Annotated in this window: 13 protein-coding genes; 6 read left to right on the plus strand and 7 right to left on the minus strand. The window is 62.8% G+C overall.

Going from position 1 to position 16,447, the window contains the following annotated elements:
* Window positions 1-51: 51 nt before the first annotated feature.
* Together ACQ4WO_RS07295 and ACQ4WO_RS07300 are read right to left on the minus strand one after the other, a co-directional pair.
* On the minus strand, window positions 52-552 hold the full coding sequence (locus ACQ4WO_RS07295) for a MarR family winged helix-turn-helix transcriptional regulator (RefSeq protein WP_436480838.1): 501 nt from the start codon (window positions 550-552) through the stop codon (window positions 52-54).
* A 213-nt stretch (window positions 553-765) separates the two neighbouring features.
* On the minus strand, window positions 766-1,068 hold the full coding sequence (locus ACQ4WO_RS07300; RefSeq protein WP_436480839.1) for an HNH endonuclease: 303 nt from the start codon (window positions 1,066-1,068) through the stop codon (window positions 766-768).
* A gap of 339 nt (window positions 1,069-1,407) precedes the next feature.
* Between ACQ4WO_RS07300 and ACQ4WO_RS07305 the strand changes: the two genes are divergently transcribed.
* From ACQ4WO_RS07305 to ACQ4WO_RS07315, 3 genes are all read left to right on the plus strand, one after another.
* Entirely contained in the window at window positions 1,408-2,043 is a 636-nt protein-coding gene (locus ACQ4WO_RS07305; RefSeq protein WP_436480840.1) for a CatB-related O-acetyltransferase, read from the plus strand.
* A 552-nt stretch (window positions 2,044-2,595) separates the two neighbouring features.
* Complete coding sequence (locus ACQ4WO_RS07310) at window positions 2,596-3,105, plus strand: hypothetical protein (RefSeq protein ID WP_436480841.1); 510 nt, start codon at window positions 2,596-2,598, stop codon at window positions 3,103-3,105.
* Window positions 3,106-3,222: 117 nt separating this feature from the next.
* The gene (locus ACQ4WO_RS07315; protein WP_436480842.1) at window positions 3,223-3,837 is read left to right on the plus strand and encodes a hypothetical protein; all 615 of its coding nucleotides are present in this window, start codon (window positions 3,223-3,225) and stop codon (window positions 3,835-3,837) included.
* Window positions 3,838-4,040: 203 nt separating this feature from the next.
* Here the strand turns inward: ACQ4WO_RS07315 and ACQ4WO_RS07320 are convergent, their stop codons facing one another.
* The 3 genes from ACQ4WO_RS07320 to ACQ4WO_RS07330 form a co-directional block, all read right to left on the minus strand.
* A complete protein-coding gene (locus ACQ4WO_RS07320) occupies window positions 4,041-4,682 on the minus strand; it encodes a TetR/AcrR family transcriptional regulator (RefSeq protein WP_436480843.1) in 642 nt (213 codons plus the stop codon).
* Between the two features lie 11 nt (window positions 4,683-4,693).
* Entirely contained in the window at window positions 4,694-7,120 is a 2,427-nt protein-coding gene (locus ACQ4WO_RS07325) for a membrane-bound PQQ-dependent dehydrogenase, glucose/quinate/shikimate family (protein WP_436480844.1), read from the minus strand.
* Window positions 7,121-7,407: 287 nt separating this feature from the next.
* The gene (locus ACQ4WO_RS07330; protein ID WP_436480845.1) at window positions 7,408-8,454 is read right to left on the minus strand and encodes an NAD(P)-dependent alcohol dehydrogenase; all 1,047 of its coding nucleotides are present in this window, start codon (window positions 8,452-8,454) and stop codon (window positions 7,408-7,410) included.
* A gap of 178 nt (window positions 8,455-8,632) precedes the next feature.
* Between ACQ4WO_RS07330 and ACQ4WO_RS07335 the strand changes: the two genes are divergently transcribed.
* Window positions 8,633-9,586 (plus strand): AraC family transcriptional regulator, encoded by a 954-nt coding sequence (locus tag ACQ4WO_RS07335; protein ID WP_436480846.1) that lies wholly within the window; start codon window positions 8,633-8,635, stop codon window positions 9,584-9,586.
* On the opposite strand, the gene ACQ4WO_RS07340 is transcribed toward ACQ4WO_RS07335, so the two are convergent.
* Window positions 9,568-13,140 carry a hydantoinase B/oxoprolinase family protein gene (locus tag ACQ4WO_RS07340; protein ID WP_436480847.1) on the minus strand — a complete coding sequence of 1,191 codons (3,573 nt, stop codon included), beginning with the start codon at window positions 13,138-13,140 and terminating at the stop codon, window positions 9,568-9,570. The two genes, ACQ4WO_RS07335 and ACQ4WO_RS07340, sit on opposite strands and share 19 nt — an antisense overlap.
* A gap of 132 nt (window positions 13,141-13,272) precedes the next feature.
* Between ACQ4WO_RS07340 and ACQ4WO_RS07345 the strand changes: the two genes are divergently transcribed.
* Window positions 13,273-14,817, plus strand: a complete 1,545-nt coding sequence (locus ACQ4WO_RS07345; RefSeq protein WP_436480848.1) for an NAD(P)H-hydrate dehydratase — start codon at window positions 13,273-13,275, stop codon at window positions 14,815-14,817.
* A 125-nt stretch (window positions 14,818-14,942) separates the two neighbouring features.
* Here the strand turns inward: ACQ4WO_RS07345 and ACQ4WO_RS07350 are convergent, their stop codons facing one another.
* Window positions 14,943-15,695 carry an ABC transporter ATP-binding protein gene (locus ACQ4WO_RS07350; RefSeq protein ID WP_046685128.1) on the minus strand — a complete coding sequence of 251 codons (753 nt, stop codon included), beginning with the start codon at window positions 15,693-15,695 and terminating at the stop codon, window positions 14,943-14,945.
* Between ACQ4WO_RS07350 and ACQ4WO_RS07355 the strand changes: the two genes are divergently transcribed.
* Window positions 15,694-16,383 carry an arylesterase gene (locus tag ACQ4WO_RS07355; RefSeq protein ID WP_436480849.1) on the plus strand — a complete coding sequence of 230 codons (690 nt, stop codon included), beginning with the start codon at window positions 15,694-15,696 and terminating at the stop codon, window positions 16,381-16,383. The two genes, ACQ4WO_RS07350 and ACQ4WO_RS07355, sit on opposite strands and share 2 nt — an antisense overlap.
* Window positions 16,384-16,447: the final 64 nt, after the last annotated feature.

Here is a 16,447-nt window from a genome sequence, read left to right on the forward strand (position 1 = left end):
CGAAACGTTTGATCGTTGTGTGAAAAAGTGCGCGAGGCTGCATCATTGGGGTTACTCGTCAGGTATTGTCGTGCCTGCGTCAGAGCGGGCATCCAGGCGCAGCCTGCCATCGCGGATGCGCGCGCCGAAGGAACGCGTCTCGAGTACGGCGATCGCCTGTGCGAGGCAGTCGGACAAGGGAAACGCCAGTTCCGCATCGAGGCTGTCGGCCGCGGACTTGGTCGCCTGCCAGCACAACCGCAGGCGCGGCAGCAGCGCTGCGCCTGCGGCGCTGAGGCGCACCACGCGCTGCCTGCCGTCTTCGCCGCCGGCGGCTACCGTCAACAGACCCTTCTTCACCATCAAGGCCACTGTCTGGGTCGCGGCGGGCTGCGTGAGGCCGCCCAGGGCAGCCAGCTCCCCAATGGTCGCGCTCGGCTGCTCGGCCAGCACCCGCATCACCGGCGTGTAGCGCGGCCGGTAATCGAGCCCCGCTTCCACGTAGGCCTGCTCGACCGCGCCGTCGAGCAGTTCGATGAGATGTCGTAATTGCGTGCCCAGTCCAGGTTTCATGCAACCATGGTAGCACCGTTTATATAAGAGCTTATATAAATATTGAAAAATTCTTGAAGCGGGCTGCCATCCAAGCGAGGCAGCCTCAGCAAAGCGCCTGCTTCGGCGCGCTACAAGTTACCGACGATTGGTGCGTGATTGCGCGCAGCGCATTGACGTATCAGAGGACGTGATTTTCTTGGCAATAGGTTCGCTGCCACAGCAGCGCCTGCATCAGCGTGGGAATTTATACCGTACCAGCAGCGTAGCTCCCTTGCCGCCAGGTGGCGTCAGCAGTATCTCGTCACCCGGCTGCATCTCTTCATACATCACCGTGCAACAGGTCGGCATCGAGTGGCCGCGCGCCGGATAAACGCCAACCTCGGTGTGCAGGTTCGCAGCGCGTACGTCCACGCTGGACTTGCCGGCCTTTGCTTCTTCTTGCAGCAGCTTGCGCAATACGGTGACGAAGTCCCCTTTGCTGAGCCTGGCAGGCGCCTGATTTGCTTGCGGGCGAGTGGTTGCGTCGTTTTTCATGGCAGTTTCTTTCAGTGTATACATTTCCGCCACTATATCATTCGCCCTTGGGGCAATGCGACCAGGGGGGACGGGAATCAATCACATCCAAACCACTATCGGCACGACATCAAAGCAGAAGCTTGCGCTGGCTGCTTAACTTTAGCGTGCTCTAAGTAATGTGGCGACTACCCAATTAGGATAGAGTGTTGCATCTAGCGGATTGAGCCGCCGGGCTGAATTGCCAACGGCGGTAGCCGGCCAGGAACGGACTGTCGAGCACCCTGTGAAGTGCATGAGTTAATGTAATTCCGGGAACGCTGTAGCATACTTCACCCGGAGTATTAAAACGGAGAGAGCATGGAAGGTCCTGATCCAAACACCACATACCCGATGCCTGGATTCCCGCAAATCTGTTTTCTAAAGAATATTATCACCCGTCCCAACATTGAAATCGGCGATTACACCTATTACGACGATCCCGACGGCGTCAGCCAGTTCGAAGACAATGTCCTGTACCATTTCCCGTTCATCGGCGATCGCCTAAGAATCGGCAAATTCTGCGCGCTCGCGCGTGGGGTGAAGTTCATCATGAACGGCGCCAACCATCAAATGAACGGAATTTCAAGCTATCCCTTCTTCATTTTTAGCAATGGCTGGGAAACTGCACGCCCTATCGAGGGCGAATTGCCATATAAGGGCGATACGATTATCGGCAACGACGTTTGGATCGGCTACGACACGCTCATCATGTCTGGGGTGCGGATCGGCGATGGCGCTATCATCGCCGCGCGCTCGGTTGTCACCGCCGACATTCCCCCCTACGCCATCGTAGGCGGCAATCCGGGACGTGTCGTCCGGGAGCGCTTCGATTCCGCTTCTGTGCAACGGCTATTGGAAATCGCCTGGTGGGATCGCCCAGCAGAATGGATTGGCCGGCACCTCGACCTGATCCGAGGCGGGGACGTTGACGCGCTCTATGCCGCCGCCCGGTGAGCTTCTGCACATGGCCGATGCTGGGCCGGCCTTGGCCAGCAGCACACTTGCCTCCGACGTCCGGATAGGGGAGGAGCCTGCCGACGACGGCAATCGGCCAGAAGCAGACGGTTATTTTTGTAGCCGGAAAACAGGATAGTATTGATGGTTAGCATCGAGATAGAGAAGAGGAAAGCTGTTCGACTACAGTATCGTGAGCTCTTCGATGCGCTCTCAACGCTACTGTTCACAGCTGACCCAATTGGTATTAATTTTGAAACGAACACTGACGAATACGAACCAGAGGTCGGGACAATTATTCCCCGACTGAGGCATGCCAAATCTGAAGTCGATGTACAACTTATAGTTCACGAAGAATTTTGTAGATGGTTCGACAGCGAGACTGCCGGGCCGATAACCGATTATCGTGACCTCGCTTCTCAAATTTGGGACTAATGGCTACGATGCAAATAATTGCAGTGGGGATTACGGCGGCCTTCGGCCAGAAGCGGTCGTTCGACAAAGCGTTCGGGGACAGAACGGTCGAGCTTTTTTGAATACTGGAGAATTTCAATGGCTGTATGGCAATTCAAGTTCACCTTGATTCCCGCAGGAAGGATTGTCGAAGTACATGGCAAAGTGCCTGATTTCCTGCTTCAGTTTGCTGCTGTTGTGCCAGACGCAAGTTTCGATGATGAAATGGTTTGGCCCAATTATTGGGAAGGCGTAGACAAATCTCCCATACATGCCCTCGCGAAGAGTGTTTTGCCCGTAGCTGATTCTTGGAGCGCTGAGGCGACTATGTATGGCAATACTAAAACAGACGATATACAGGTTTGGGACGATTCCGTTGACGTTCGTCTGGATTGTTCAAATCTGAACATCAGGCTGCTCGAAAGCATCGTTGCTATTGCTGATGACTGTGGGTACTACATAGTACTGTGCGAAGGGGGGCGGGTTATCGCTCCCATAGTGGAACAAGTGACAGAAGCCCTGAAAGCATCGTCTGCATCCAGATTCGTCAAGGATCCAAACGCATTTCTCGCTTCCAGCGATCGCATTTTCCAAGCTAGCATTGGTTAAGAAAGGTCGGCTGTGGGGCGGAAGCTGTCTCACATGAACGTCGGCAACCGGCCAGAAGCAGCCGTAAGTTTTGCATTACCCAAAAAAATTACCAAATCGACGTAATCCGAAGATAAGATGACAACTGCCTGGAAATTTCGTGACGCTCCCAATACTGCATGCTACACGACTACGGATGTATTAAACGGTTCGCCGGTCAAGCATGTGTACCATGATTACGATGGGGACTGGCAATTTCATGGAGCATCCGATGTAACAACGGTGAGTTCATTCCAAATAGCCTGTCTAGCAGAGATAATCAAATATAACGACTTGCTTACAGTCTTGCATGACTTGCCATACGGATGGCGAGCGGAGTGGAACGAACGCACGCGAAATTGGGATCGATTTAAGGACAATCCGTTTCCCTCATTTGCAGAGAATGGCTATTACTTGGAAGATGCCGTTTGGCTTTCTGAGTATTTGACGGACATAAAGCCGCCACCTGCCGAAATGCGGGAAAATCTTGACATTGCATCACACGTGAAAATCGTTTTTCGATTCGCTCATGAAGACTCTGATCGATATGATGGCCAGTGTGAAAGATTGTGGGTAGAAATTACCGCAGTCGATGAGCAAAACGGGGGTTATATCGGCAGGATCGACAACGCCCCGTATCATGAAGCGGCCAGATGCGGCGACCTCGTCTCATTCCACTCTTTGCATGTGGCCGATCGTTATAGTGAAGAATGAGACGCGGTCGGAGCTATAGTCACTGCCGTAATACGATCTGTTAGCTGGTGCGTGAATGTCCGGTTTGGGGCGAAAGCAGACGAACACGACGGCCAGGGATAAGATGGCGAACGTGTTCCTGGCAGGACTGATGCTATGGCTAAAGCAATGTTGCCCGATGGCTTCAGCTGCTCACCTTTCAGCACAGTAGGATTACGGCCCCGCTAGTCCGCCCCACGCTCCACCCGCGCCACCACCAGCTCAATCAACTCCGCAATCAGCGGCCGGAACGTGGCCGCATTACCGCCCTGCCCCAGCATGACGGTGCGCGTGGTCAGGTGCGAGAAGACGGCGTCGAACAGGATTTGCGGTAGGTTGGAAAATGAGGTATCGGGCGCGATGCGGCCCTGGGTGCGCTGCTGTTCCAGCAGGCGCAGGATGAGCGCGTGCCACACTTGCGGGCCGTGCTCGTACCAGGTCTGGCCCACGGCTGGCACGGCGGCGGCGCCCGTGACGACGAGGCGGTAGAAATCCACGTGGCGGGGGCTGGTGACGACGGCCACCAGTTCATCGAGGATCAGCTGCAAGCCCTGTTCCAGGCCCGCTTGCGAGGTATCGAGCTGGCGCAGCGCGATGATGAAGTCGGCGCACAGGTATTCGACCACGGCCACCAGCAGTTCCTGCTTGCTGCCGAAGTAGCGGTAGGCGGTGGCTTTCGAGCCGCCCGCCTCGGCCACGATGGCGTCCATGCTGACGCCGTCGTAGCCGGAGTCGAGAAAGAGTCTCGATGCCGCCGCCAGCAGCTTGCGCCGCCGCTCCTCGCTTCGGGTACTCGGGGAAGCTGGAACGGTGCGCAACTGGGGCATGAAGCAAACTCTTACTGTGTCTTGGGAAGCGCGTATGCTATCACGTAATCCCCACGGTCCGGGCTCTGGCGGGCGCCGCCCGCGACCACCACGACGTACTGGCGGCCCGACTTGGGCGACACATAGGTCATCGGCGTGCCTTGCGAGCCGACGGGCATGCGCGCCTTCCACACTTCATGGCCGGTGGCGATATCCATGGCGCGCAAATAATAATCCTGCGTGCCCGCATAAAACACGAGGCCGGACGCCGTGCTCATGCCGCCGCCCAGGGTCGGCATGCCCAGCGGGATCGGCAGCCTCGCCTTGACGCCATTGACCACCGCATCCTGCACCGTGCCGGCCGGACGCTCCCACACTTTTTTCTTCGTCTTGAGGTCGATGGCGGCAAACACGCCCCACGGCGGGCTTTGGCACGGTATGCCCAGCGGCGAGTTGAAGGCCTTGTGGTCGATGACGAACGGCGTGCCATCCATCGGATAGGTGCTGCCCACGCCGTGGCCCGACGTCAGCTTGGCCACGTCCACCGTTTCGCGCGGCACCAGCCTGACTACCTGCGGCATGCGGATATCGTTGACGAACATATAGCCTTTGCTTTCATCGACGGCCGCGCCGCCCCAGTTGAAGCCGCCATAGTAGCCCGGGTAGATCAGCGTTTCTTTCGTGCTTGGCGCCGTGAACTCGCCCTGGTAATTGAGCTTGCGGAAGCTGATGCGGCAGGCCAGCTGGTCGAAGAAGGTGGCGCCCCACATGTCGCGCTCCGTGAGCGTTTCCGCGCCGAGGGCCGGCATGCCGGTGGAGTATGGCTGCGTCTTTGCCACCCAGTCGCCGACCGCGTGCTCTTGCGGCACGGGTTTTTCCACGACTTCCGCAATCGGTTTGCCCGTGCGGCGGTCCAGCATGAAGATCTGGCCACGCTTGGTCAGCTGCACCAGCGCGGGGATTTTGCCGCCCTTGCCGTCCGGGACGTCGTACAGCGCCGGCTGCGCGGCCACGTCGTAATCCCAGATATCGTGGTGGACGGTTTGATACGTCCAGCGCTCGCGGCCCGTGGCCATGTCGAGGGCAACGATGGCCGACGCGTACTTTTCCGTCAGCGGCGGACGCTTGCCGCCCCAGAAGTCCGGCTGCTCGTTCCCCGTCGGCAGGTAGACCAGGCCCAGTGCATCGTCGAACGCGGGCGCCGACCACATGTTCGGCGTGCTGCGCGTATAGGTCTGCCCTTCCGGCGGCAGCTTGGTAATGGCCGGATTGCCCAGGTCCCAGGCCCACACCAGTTCCCCCGTGTCGGCGCTGTAGGCGCGCACGACGCCCGACGGTTCATCGGTGGAGCGGCCATCGAACACCCAGCCGCCGAGGATGATCAGGTTGCGCGCCACCGTGGGCGCGGATGTGTAGGCGTAGTACGGCACGTTCATCTTGACCTTGCCCAGGCCGACGGTCAGGTCGACGGAACCCTTGTCGCCGAAGCCTTCGCACTGCTTGCCCGTCTGCGCGTCGATCTGGATCAGGCGCGCATCCATGGTCACTTGCACGATGCGCTTGGCGCACGCGCCCGCCACCGGCGCGCTGGCCGCCTGCATGCCGTCAAAACGGAACGGATTCGTCACCTTCGCCGGCTCGTAATAGCCGACGCCGCGGCAGCGGTTCCACGTTTTGATGTTGGCCGGCTTCGGGTCGAAGGTCCAGCGCTCCTTGCCCGTGTCCGCATCGAGCGCGATGACCTTGCTCGTCGGCGTGCACGTATAGATGGTGTCGCCGATCTGCAGCGGCGTGTTTTGCGATTCGGACGCGCCTTCGGCCAGTTCGCCCGAGCGGTAGGTCCACGCCACTTGCAGCTTGTCGATATTCTGTTTGTCGATCTGCGTGTACGGCGCGAAGCGCGTGCCCTTCGGGCCATAGCCGTAATGCGCCCAGTTGGCGCTGCCGCCGTTCACCGCCGCGACCGCATCCTGCTGCGGCTGCACGGTGGCGTCCAGCACGCCGTGCGGCTTGAACATGGCGGCGAAACCGGCCACCAGCACGACGGCAACCAGGGCCGCGAAACTGCGCGACTGGCCAGTGTGCTTGCGCCCCGCCAGCCACGGATGCAGCAAGGCGGCCACCAGGCCGATGACGAGGAACGGCGCCAGGCGCGGCACCATGGGCCAGAAGGCGAAGCCGATTTCCCACACGGCCCAGACCAGGGTGGCGATGACCAGCGCGGCGACGATGCCGCTCGCCAGCGGTTTGCGGCGCAGATACAGCACGCCGGCGAGGAGCAGGCCGAGACCGGCCAGCAGGTAGTACCAGGAACCGCCGAAGGTAATAAGTTCGATGCCGCCGGCGGCCAGGGCCAGGCCGGAAAATCCGAGAAAAATGCCGAAAACCGTCAAGGCAAGCCGCTTGCCCCTGAAGACCGCCGGGATCGCCGGCGCTCCTTTATTTACTGAAGTGTCCATTTTTTATCCATGACGCCTCCCCTGCCCAGGCAAATACGCCGGGGATGGCTGGTTTTTTCAAATCTACGTAGTGAAACTGTACTGTACGGTTTCATTTTATGCCGATTTTTGATCCAAGGAAAGAAAAATTGACGCGGGAGCTTGATTTTTGGCGGGGATGGGGAGTTGGCGGGGGTGTCGGATTACGCGCTGGCGCGCTAATCCGACCTACCGGACTTGGCCGGGTTTAATGCGTAGGTTGGATTAGCGCAAGGCGCGTAATCCAACAAACACAGGTGCGCCGGGTGTTACAGCGATGACATGTCAATCACAAAGCGATAGCGCACATCGCTCTTCACTACCCGCTCGAACGCCTCATTGATATCCTGGATGCGGATGATCTCGATGTCCGACACAATATTGTGCTTGCCGCAAAAATCCAGCATTTCCTGGGTTTCCTTGATCGAGCCGATCATGGAGCCGGACAGGCTGCGGCGCGCACCCACCAGGCCGAAGGCGCTCACGGGCGGCACGGCACCGTCGGGGATGCCGACGATGACCATGTTGCCGTCGACTTTCAGCAGGTTGATGTACTGGTTCCAGTCGATCGCCGCGCCCACGGTGCAGATGATCAAATCAAACGTGCCGGCCAGTTTGCTGAACGTTTCCGCGTCGTTGGTGGCGTAGTAATGGTCGGCGCCCAGGCGCAGGCCGTCTTCGCGCTTCGACAGGGTCTGGCTCAGCACCGTCACTTCGGCGCCCATGGCGTGGGCGATTTTCACGCCCATGTGGCCCAGGCCACCCATGCCTAGGATGGCGACCTGCTTGCCAGGGCCGGCTTTCCAGTGGTTCAGCGGCGAATACAGGGTGATGCCGGCGCACAGCAGCGGCGCCGCGGCGTCCAGCGGCAGGTTGTCGGGAATCGACAGCACATAGCCTTCCTTGACGACGATGCTGTCCGAGTAGCCGCCCTGCGTGGCCGTCTTGCCGTCCGCTTCGACGCCGTTGTAGGTCTGGATCAGGCCTGGCATGTACTGTTCCAGGTCCACGTTGCGCGTCTTGCAAGTGGTGCACGAGTCGACGAAGCAGCCCACGCCCACGTGGTCGCCCACCTTGAACTTGCTGACGTTGGCGCCGACGGCCGTGACGACGCCGGCGATTTCATGGCCGGGCACCATCGGGAAGGCGGCGCCGCCCCATTCGTCGCGCGCCTGGTGGATGTCGGAATGGCACACGCCACAGTATTTGATCGAGATGGCCACGTCGTCTTCGCGCGGGGCGCGGCGCTCGAACGTGAACGGTTGCAGTGCGGAAGTCGGGCCCAGTGCGGCGTAGCCTTTGGCGATGGTGGTCATGAAAACTCCTGTATCTAGATGTGTGTGGCGAGGGGTGACGCGTGCCATGCATGCGATTGCACAAGTGTGCCCGAGATGCCCGGCCGCCGTTACCGCGATCCTGCAAGACCTTTGCACGATCCTCCAAATCTGCGTAAGATCAGCCCTGCCCTTCTTCGCCTCACGCATACTGAACGCCATGTCCACGCCACTTACTCCGCAAGATGAAATCGCCACCCTGATCAGCCGCCACGCGCCGCGCACGGGCGACTACACGACGGCCATCGGCAACCTCACCTTCCACCGCCAGTCCTCGGTCACGGAATCGCTGTTCCATGCGGCGCGCCCCAGCGTGGCCATCATCGCGCAGGGTGCGAAAGACGTCACTCTGGGCACGGAAACCTTCCACTACAGCCGCATGCAGTATCTGCTGACGTCCGTCGACCTCCCGGTGCAGGTGCGCGTGGTAGAAGCGAGCGTGGACAAGCCGCACCTGTGCGTGGTGCTGGGCATCGACATCGCCGACGTGGCCGCGCTGCTCGACAGCGAAAGCGGCAGCGACAGCGACAGCGCGGCGCAGCAGAAAATCCTGCCCGCCACGCGCGGCATTTCCGTCAGCGACGTGTCGGCCGAGCTGCTCGACGCCATGCTGCGCCTCGTGCGCCTGCTCGACAAACCGGGGGAAATCGCCACCTTGGCGCCCTTGATCCGCCGCGAGCTGACCTACCGCCTGCTCAATGGCCCCGTCGGCGCGCGCCTGCGCCACATGGCGCTGGCCAGCAGCCAGTCGCATCAGGTGGGGCAAGCCATCGACTGGATCAAGCACAATTATTGCGAGCCGCTGCGCATCGAACACCTGGCCGGCATGGCGAACATGAGCATGTCGTCGCTGCATCACCACTTCAAGGCGATTACGGCCATGACGCCGATGCAGTACCAGAAACTGCTGCGGCTGCAGGAAGCGCGGCGATTGATGCTGGTCGAGCAGATCGACGCGGGCACGGCCGGCTACCGGGTCGGCTACGCCAGCGAATCGCAGTTCAGCCGCGAATACAGCCGCCAGTTCGGCCGCGCGCCCATGCGCGACGTGGGCCAGGTACGTGCGCAGCTCAGCGGTGCCAATGGCGGCACGGCCTATTCCGTCTTGCCGTAAGCGCCGCCACCCGGCGTCTCGATCACGAACACGTCGCCGGCGCACATGTCCGTCTTGCCGATATGGGGCAAGTGCTCCACCGTGCCGTCAACCCGCTCCACGTAATTGCGCCCCAGCGCGCCAGGCGCACCGCCAGCCATGCCGAAAGGCGGATGGAGACGGTTGTTCGACAAGATCGCCGCCGTCATCGGTTCCAAAAAGCGCACCCGGCGCACGCCGCCATTGCCGCCGTGCCAGCGCCCCGCCCCGCCCGAACCTGCGCGAATGCTGTAGCTGTCCAGCCGCACGGGAAAACGCCACTCGAGGATTTCCGGGTCCGTCAGGCGCGAATTGGTCATGTTCGTCTGCACCACGTCCGTGCCGTCAAAACCGGGACCGGCGCCCGAGCCACCCGATATCGTTTCGTAATACTGGTATTTGGCGCTGCCGAACGTGAAATTGTTCATCGTCCCTTGCGACGCGGCCATCGCCCCCAGCGCGCCATACAGGGCGTTGGTGATGCAGGTCGAGGTTTCCACGTTGCCCGACACAACAGAGGCAGGGTACTGCGGGTTGAGCATGGAGCCGGGCGGAATGATCACCGTGAGCGGCTTCAGGCAACCCGCGTTCAGCGGTATATCGTCGTCGACGAGGGTGCGGAACACGTACAGCACGGCCGCCATGCAGACGGCGGACGGCGCATTGAAATTGTTCGCCAGCTGGCCAGACGTACCCGTAAAGTCGATGACGGCGCTGCGTGCAGCTGCGTCGACCCTGATCGCCACTTTGATCTGTGCGCCATTGTCGAGGTCCAGCGCGTAGCTGCCGTCCTTCAAGGTCGTGATGACCCTGCGCACGGCTTCCTCGGCATTGTCCTGCACGTGGCCCATGTAGGCTTGCACGACCGGCAAACCGAAATGCGCAACCATCTTGTGCAGTTCTTCGGCCCCCTTCTGGTTGGCCGCCACCTGGGCGCGCAGGTCGGCCAGGTTTTGCCGGGGATTGCGGGCCGGCCAGCTGGCGCCCGCCAGCAGGGCCAGCGTTTCCGCCTCGCGCAGCAAACCCGTGGCGCCGTCGACCAGCTTGAAATTGTCGATCAACACGCCCTCTTCCTCGATGCGCGTGGAGTCGGGCGGCATGGAGCCTGGCGTGGTGCCGCCGATATCGGCATGGTGGCCGCGCGAGCCCACATAGAACAGGATGGCACCGCCCGCTTCGTCGAACACGGGCGAGATCACCGTCACGTCGGGCAGATGCGTGCCGCCGTGGTACGGGTCATTCAGCATGTAGACGTCGCCCGGCCGCATGGCGCCCGCGTTGCGCGTCATGACCGTGCGGATGCTCTCGCCCATGGAACCCAGGTGCACGGGCATGTGCGGCGCGTTGGCGATCAAATGGCCTTGCGCGTCGAAGATGGCGCAGCTGAAATCGAGCCGCTCCTTGATGTTGACGGAATGGGCCGTATTTTGCAGGCGCAGCCCCATCTGCTCGGCGATCGACATGAACAGGTTATTGAAAATTTCCAGCATCACGGGGTCGGCATTGGTCCCGATGGCGCGGCGTTCAGGCAAGGCGACGACCCTGCGCAAGACCAGATGGCCGTGCGCCGTCACTTCCGCGCGCCAGCCCGGTTCGATGACCGTGGTGGCATTGGCATCGCTGACGATGGCCGGGCCATCGATAGTATCACCTGGACGCAAGCTGTCCGCCGCATACAGGCCGCTTGGCCGCCAAGCACCGGCGCAGTACATGTCCACCGCCTGCAGGGGCGCCAGCCCACCCGCGCGCGCCGCATGGGCCGGCGTGGCCACTTGCGGCGCATCGGATGCGCCGATGGCTTCCACGGAGATCGCTTCGACGATCAAGGCCCGCGCCGGCATCAGAAAGGAAAAGCGTTTTTTGTACGCCGTTTCGAACTGCGCCTGCATGCTGGCGGCCGTATCGAACAGCACGACGAGGGCCGAATCCGTGCCTTCGTAGCGCAGGTGCACGCGCGACACCAGGGCGATGCGCTTCCCTTCCACGCCCTGGCGCAGCAAGTCGCCACGCGCCTGTTCGCCCAGTTGCGCGAAATCGCCGGCCAGGTCCTTGCCCAGGGCCGCTTCGATGGCGCGCTCGCGCATGGCGCTCTGGTCGGCCAGGCCCATGCCGTAGGCCGACATCACGCCCGCCAGGCTGTGGATGAACACCGTGCGCATGCCCAGCGCATCGGCCACCAGGCAGGCATGCTGGCCGCCCGCGCCGCCAAAGCTGGTCAGGGTGTACTCGGTGACGTCGTGGCCGCGCTGCACGGATATCTGCTTGATGGCGTTGGCCATGTTGCCGACCGCGATGGCGACATAGCCTTCGGCCACCTGCTCCGGCGTCGAGTTCACCGTGCGCGCCAGCGCTTCGAACTGGGCGCGCACCGTGGCCGCATCCAGCGCTTCATTGGCGTCGGGGCCGAAGACGCGGGGAAAGAACGCGGGCTGCAGCTTGCCCAGCATGACGTTGCAGTCGGTGACGGCCAGCGGGCCGCCGCGCCGGTAGCTGGCGGGGCCGGGATTGGCACCCGCGCTGTCCGGCCCCACCTTGTAGCGGGCGCCGTCGAAATGCAGGATGGAGCCACCGCCCGCGGCCACCGTGTGGATGCTCATCATGGGCGCGCGCATGCGCACGCCGGCGATCTGCGTCTCGAACACGCGTTCGAACTCGCCCGCGTAATGCGACACGTCGGTGGACGTGCCACCCATGTCGAAGCCGATGACTTTATCGAAACCGGCCAGCGCGCTGGCGCGCACCATGCCGACGATGCCGCCGGCGGGGCCGGACAGAATGCTGTCCTTGCCCTGGAAGGCGCGCGCATCCGCCAAGCCACCGTTCGACTGCATGAATTGCAGGTGCACGCCGGGCAGTTCGGCCGCCAGCTGGTCAACGTAGCGGCGCAAAATCGGCGACAGATAGGCGTCGACCACCGTCGTGTCGCCGCGCGCCACCAGTTTCATCATGGGGCTCACTTCGTGCGACACGGACACCTGCGTAAAACCGGCCTCGCGCGCCAGCTGCGCCACCCGCGCCTCGTGCGCGTGATGGCGGTAGCCGTGCATCAGCACGACCGCGATGGCGCGCACGCCGCGTCCATAAGCCTGTTCCAGCGCCGTGCGCGCGGCAGTCTCGTCGAGCGGGGTCACGACGTCGCCATGGGCACCCACTCTTTCATCGATCTCGATCACGTCGCCATACAGCAGTTCGGGCAGAATGATCTGGCGCGCGAACAGCTGCGGGCGGTTCTGGTAGGCGATGCGCAAGGCGTCGCGAAAACCGCGCGTGATGGCCAGCACGGTCGGTTCGCCCTTGCGTTCGAGCAGCGCATTGGTCGCCACCGTCGTGCCCATCTTGATGGCGCCCACCAGTTCGACGGGCAGCGGCGCACCAGGTGCGAGGTCCATCATCTGGCGCATGCCTGCCAGCGCCGCGTCGCGGTACTGGCCCGGGTTCTCCGACAGCAGTTTATGCGTGGCCAGGCTGCCGTCAGGGCGGCGCGCCACGATGTCCGTAAAGGTGCCGCCCCGGTCGATCCAGAATTGCCAGTCCATCGCCTTGCCCCCGTACTTATGTGAGATGGCTATTGTAGCCGCACAATTACGGCGCACCGCAGGCGTGCGCGGCTTGCCTTTCGCCCGCTTCGGCCTTATGTTGAAGATATGCTGACTAACGGAACACGCTCCATGAACCTGATCGACTCTGCCGCCCCCTTGTATTCCATCGCCGAACTGCGCGCCATCGAACAGGCGGCCATGCGCGACCTGCCGCAAGGGCTGCTGATGCAGCGCGCGGGCCAGGCTGCCGCCAGTGCCGCCCTGAAGCTGCTGCATGCCCAGGACGATGGCGAAGACGCGGGCCACCGGCGCGTCCTGGTGCTGGCCGGCCCCGGCGACAACGGCGGCGACGCGCTGGAAGCGGCCGCGCACCTGGCCGGCAGCGGCACCGAGGTACTCGTCTGGCTGGCGCCCGAAGCGCAAGCCACGTCGCCCGAGCGCGAACAGGCGCTGAGCCGCGCGCGCAACAGCGCCGCGCGCTTCATGGATGCGGCAACGTCGATGGCGTCGGCCGCCGTGGGCGCGGCGCCATGGCACCTCGTCATCGATGGCCTGTTCGGCATCGGCGCGTCGCGCCCCCTGGACGGCGAATACCGCGACATGGCGCAGCTGGTCAACAATCTCGATTGCCCCGTGCTGGCCCTCGACGTGCCCAGCGGCCTGCACGCGGACACGGGCGCCATCGACGGCGTCGCCATCCGCGCCACGCATACGCTCACCTTCATCGGCGACAAGCCGGGCCTGCACACGGCAAATGGCCGCGACCATGCGGGGGACGTGGAAGTGGCGGCGCTGGCCATCCCCCCTTCCCTGCTGCCGCCCGCCAGGGCCCAGCTGGGCGGCTTGCACCTGTTTGCGCGCCAGCTGCAGCCGCGCCGGCAGAACACGCACAAGGGCAGCTACGGCAGCGTGGCCATCATCGGCGGCGCGCAAGGCATGGCCGGCGCACCCATCCTGGCGGCCCGCACGGCCCTGCATGCGGGCGCGGGACGAGTGTACGTCGCCTTTCCCGACGCACCGCCCGCCTTCGACAGCGGCCAGCCGGAGTTGATGTGCCGGCACGCCAGGGACGTGGATTTCTCGGGCCTGCACTTCGCCGCGCTGGTGGCCGGTCCCGGCCTCGGCGACAAGGCCGGCACGGTGGAACTGCTGCAGCGTGCCATTGACAGCGACAGCCCGCTGCTGCTGGACGCGGACGCGCTGAACCTGATGGCGGCCGAGCCGGAACTGCAATCGGCGCTGGCCGTGCGCACAGGCGCGGGGGCGACGATATTGACGCCGCATCCGCTGGAAGCGGCGCGTTTGCTCGACCTGACGGCGGCCGAGGTGCAGGCCGACCGCCTGGGTGCGGCGCGCCAGCTGGCCACGCAGCTGGGCGTCATCGTCGTATTGAAAGGTTCGGGCACGGTGATCGCCGCGCCCGACGGCCAGGTCGTCGTCAACAACACGGGCGGCCCCGCGCTGGCGACGGCCGGCACGGGCGACGTATTGTCCGGCCTGTGCGGCAGCCTGCTGGCGCAAGGCTGGCCGGAATGGGAGGCGGCGATAGGCGCCGTGTGGCTGCATGGCGCGGCGGCCGATGCGCTGGTGGCCGCAGGCAGCGGCCCCATTGGCCTGACGGCGGGGGAGTTGATACCGGCGATACGCCGGTTGATCAATGCCTTGTCGGCATAAGCATTGGGCACGCTTGTGTTGGATTACGCTGCGCTAATCCAAGCTACGGCCCCGAGGTCGGGTAGGTCGGATTAGCGGGGCCGCCGAGGCGCGCAAGCGCGTAATCCGACAAACACCATCAGCAATCACACCAATCGACCAGCAGCAATCGTAATCGTCCGCCCGCAACGGGCCGCGATCGAACTGTCGTGGGTGACGAGCACCAGGGTCGACCCGCGTTCGCGGTTCAGCTCGAACATCAGCTGGATCACGGCTTCGCCGGTGGCGGCATCGAGGCTGCCCGTCGGTTCATCGGCAAACAGCAGCGGCGGCTCCGTTACAAAGGCGCGGGCCAGGGCCACGCGCTGCTGCTCGCCGCCGGACAGGTATTTCGGATAATGCTTCAGGCGGCTGCCCAGGTTGACCCTGCCCAGCATGGCTTGCGCCTTTTCCTTCGCGTCCGGGTCGCCGCGCAATTCCAGCGGCAGCATGACGTTTTCCAGCGCCGTCAAATGGGCCAGCAGCTGAAAGGACTGGAACACGAAACCGAGCTTTTCCTTGCGAAAGCCGGCGCGGCCGTCTTCGTCGAGGGCGAAGATATCGGTGCCGTCGAGGATGACCTTGCCTTCGCTCGGTGTATCCAGTCCCGCCAGCAAACCCAGCAAGGTGGACTTGCCGGAACCGGAGGCGCCGACGATGGCCAGCGTCTCCGCCGTTTGCACGGTAAAATCGACTTGATGCAGAATGGTCAGCTCACCATCGGCATCGGGTACGCGCTTGGCCAGCTGGACCACTTCGATGGCCGGCTGGGCATTTTGGCTGTTGGGTGCGGCGGGCCGCTGGGCCGCTGCGTCTGATGGGAGAAAACTGGTGGAAGTCGCTTTAGGGAATTCGGGCATGCTGATCTATCTTAAAAAATTTCGTGAACAAATAAGTGTCGAGGGCAGCGGCCGCATGCGGCGGCGTACGCTGTCCTTGCTTCCTGCGGCAGCCCTGCTGCTGGTGTCAGGCATGACGAACGCCTATTCTGCACCAAAAACGCTGCTGGTGCTCGGCGACAGTTTGTCTGCCGAATATGGGCTGGCACGGGGCACGGGCTGGGTGGCGCTGCTGGAACAGCGGCTGGCCGCACAGAAAAACGATACGCGCATCGTCAACGCCAGCATCAGCGGCGAGACCACCAGCGGCGGACGCGCGCGCCTGCCTGCCCTGCTGGCCAAACACCAGCCCGACGTCGTGCTGATCGAACTGGGCGCCAACGACGGCTTGCGCGGCTTGCCCGTGGCGGCCGCCGAGGCGAATCTGCGCGCCATGGGTGAAGCGGCCAGGAAAACGGGCGCGCAGGTGGTGCTGGTGGGCATGCGCATGCCACCCAACTATGGCCGCGCCTACGGCGAGCAGTTTTACGGCGTGTACGGCAAGCTGGCCAAGGAATGGACGGCGCCACTGGTGCCCTTCATGTTCGAAGGCATCGCCGACCAGCCACAGCTGTTCCAGGCCGACCGCCTGCACCCGAATGCGAATGCGCATCCGACGATTTTGAGGAATATCTGGCCGCGGCTGGCGCCGTTGCTGAACGCGAAGTAAAGCAGCACATTCCGCAGACAAAAAAATAGCCGCTCAAGAGCGGCTATTTTTATGGGCTAAAACT

The organism is Janthinobacterium aestuarii (genome assembly GCF_051380835.1).
Classification (GTDB): Bacteria; Pseudomonadota; Gammaproteobacteria; order Burkholderiales; family Burkholderiaceae_D; genus Janthinobacterium; species Janthinobacterium aestuarii.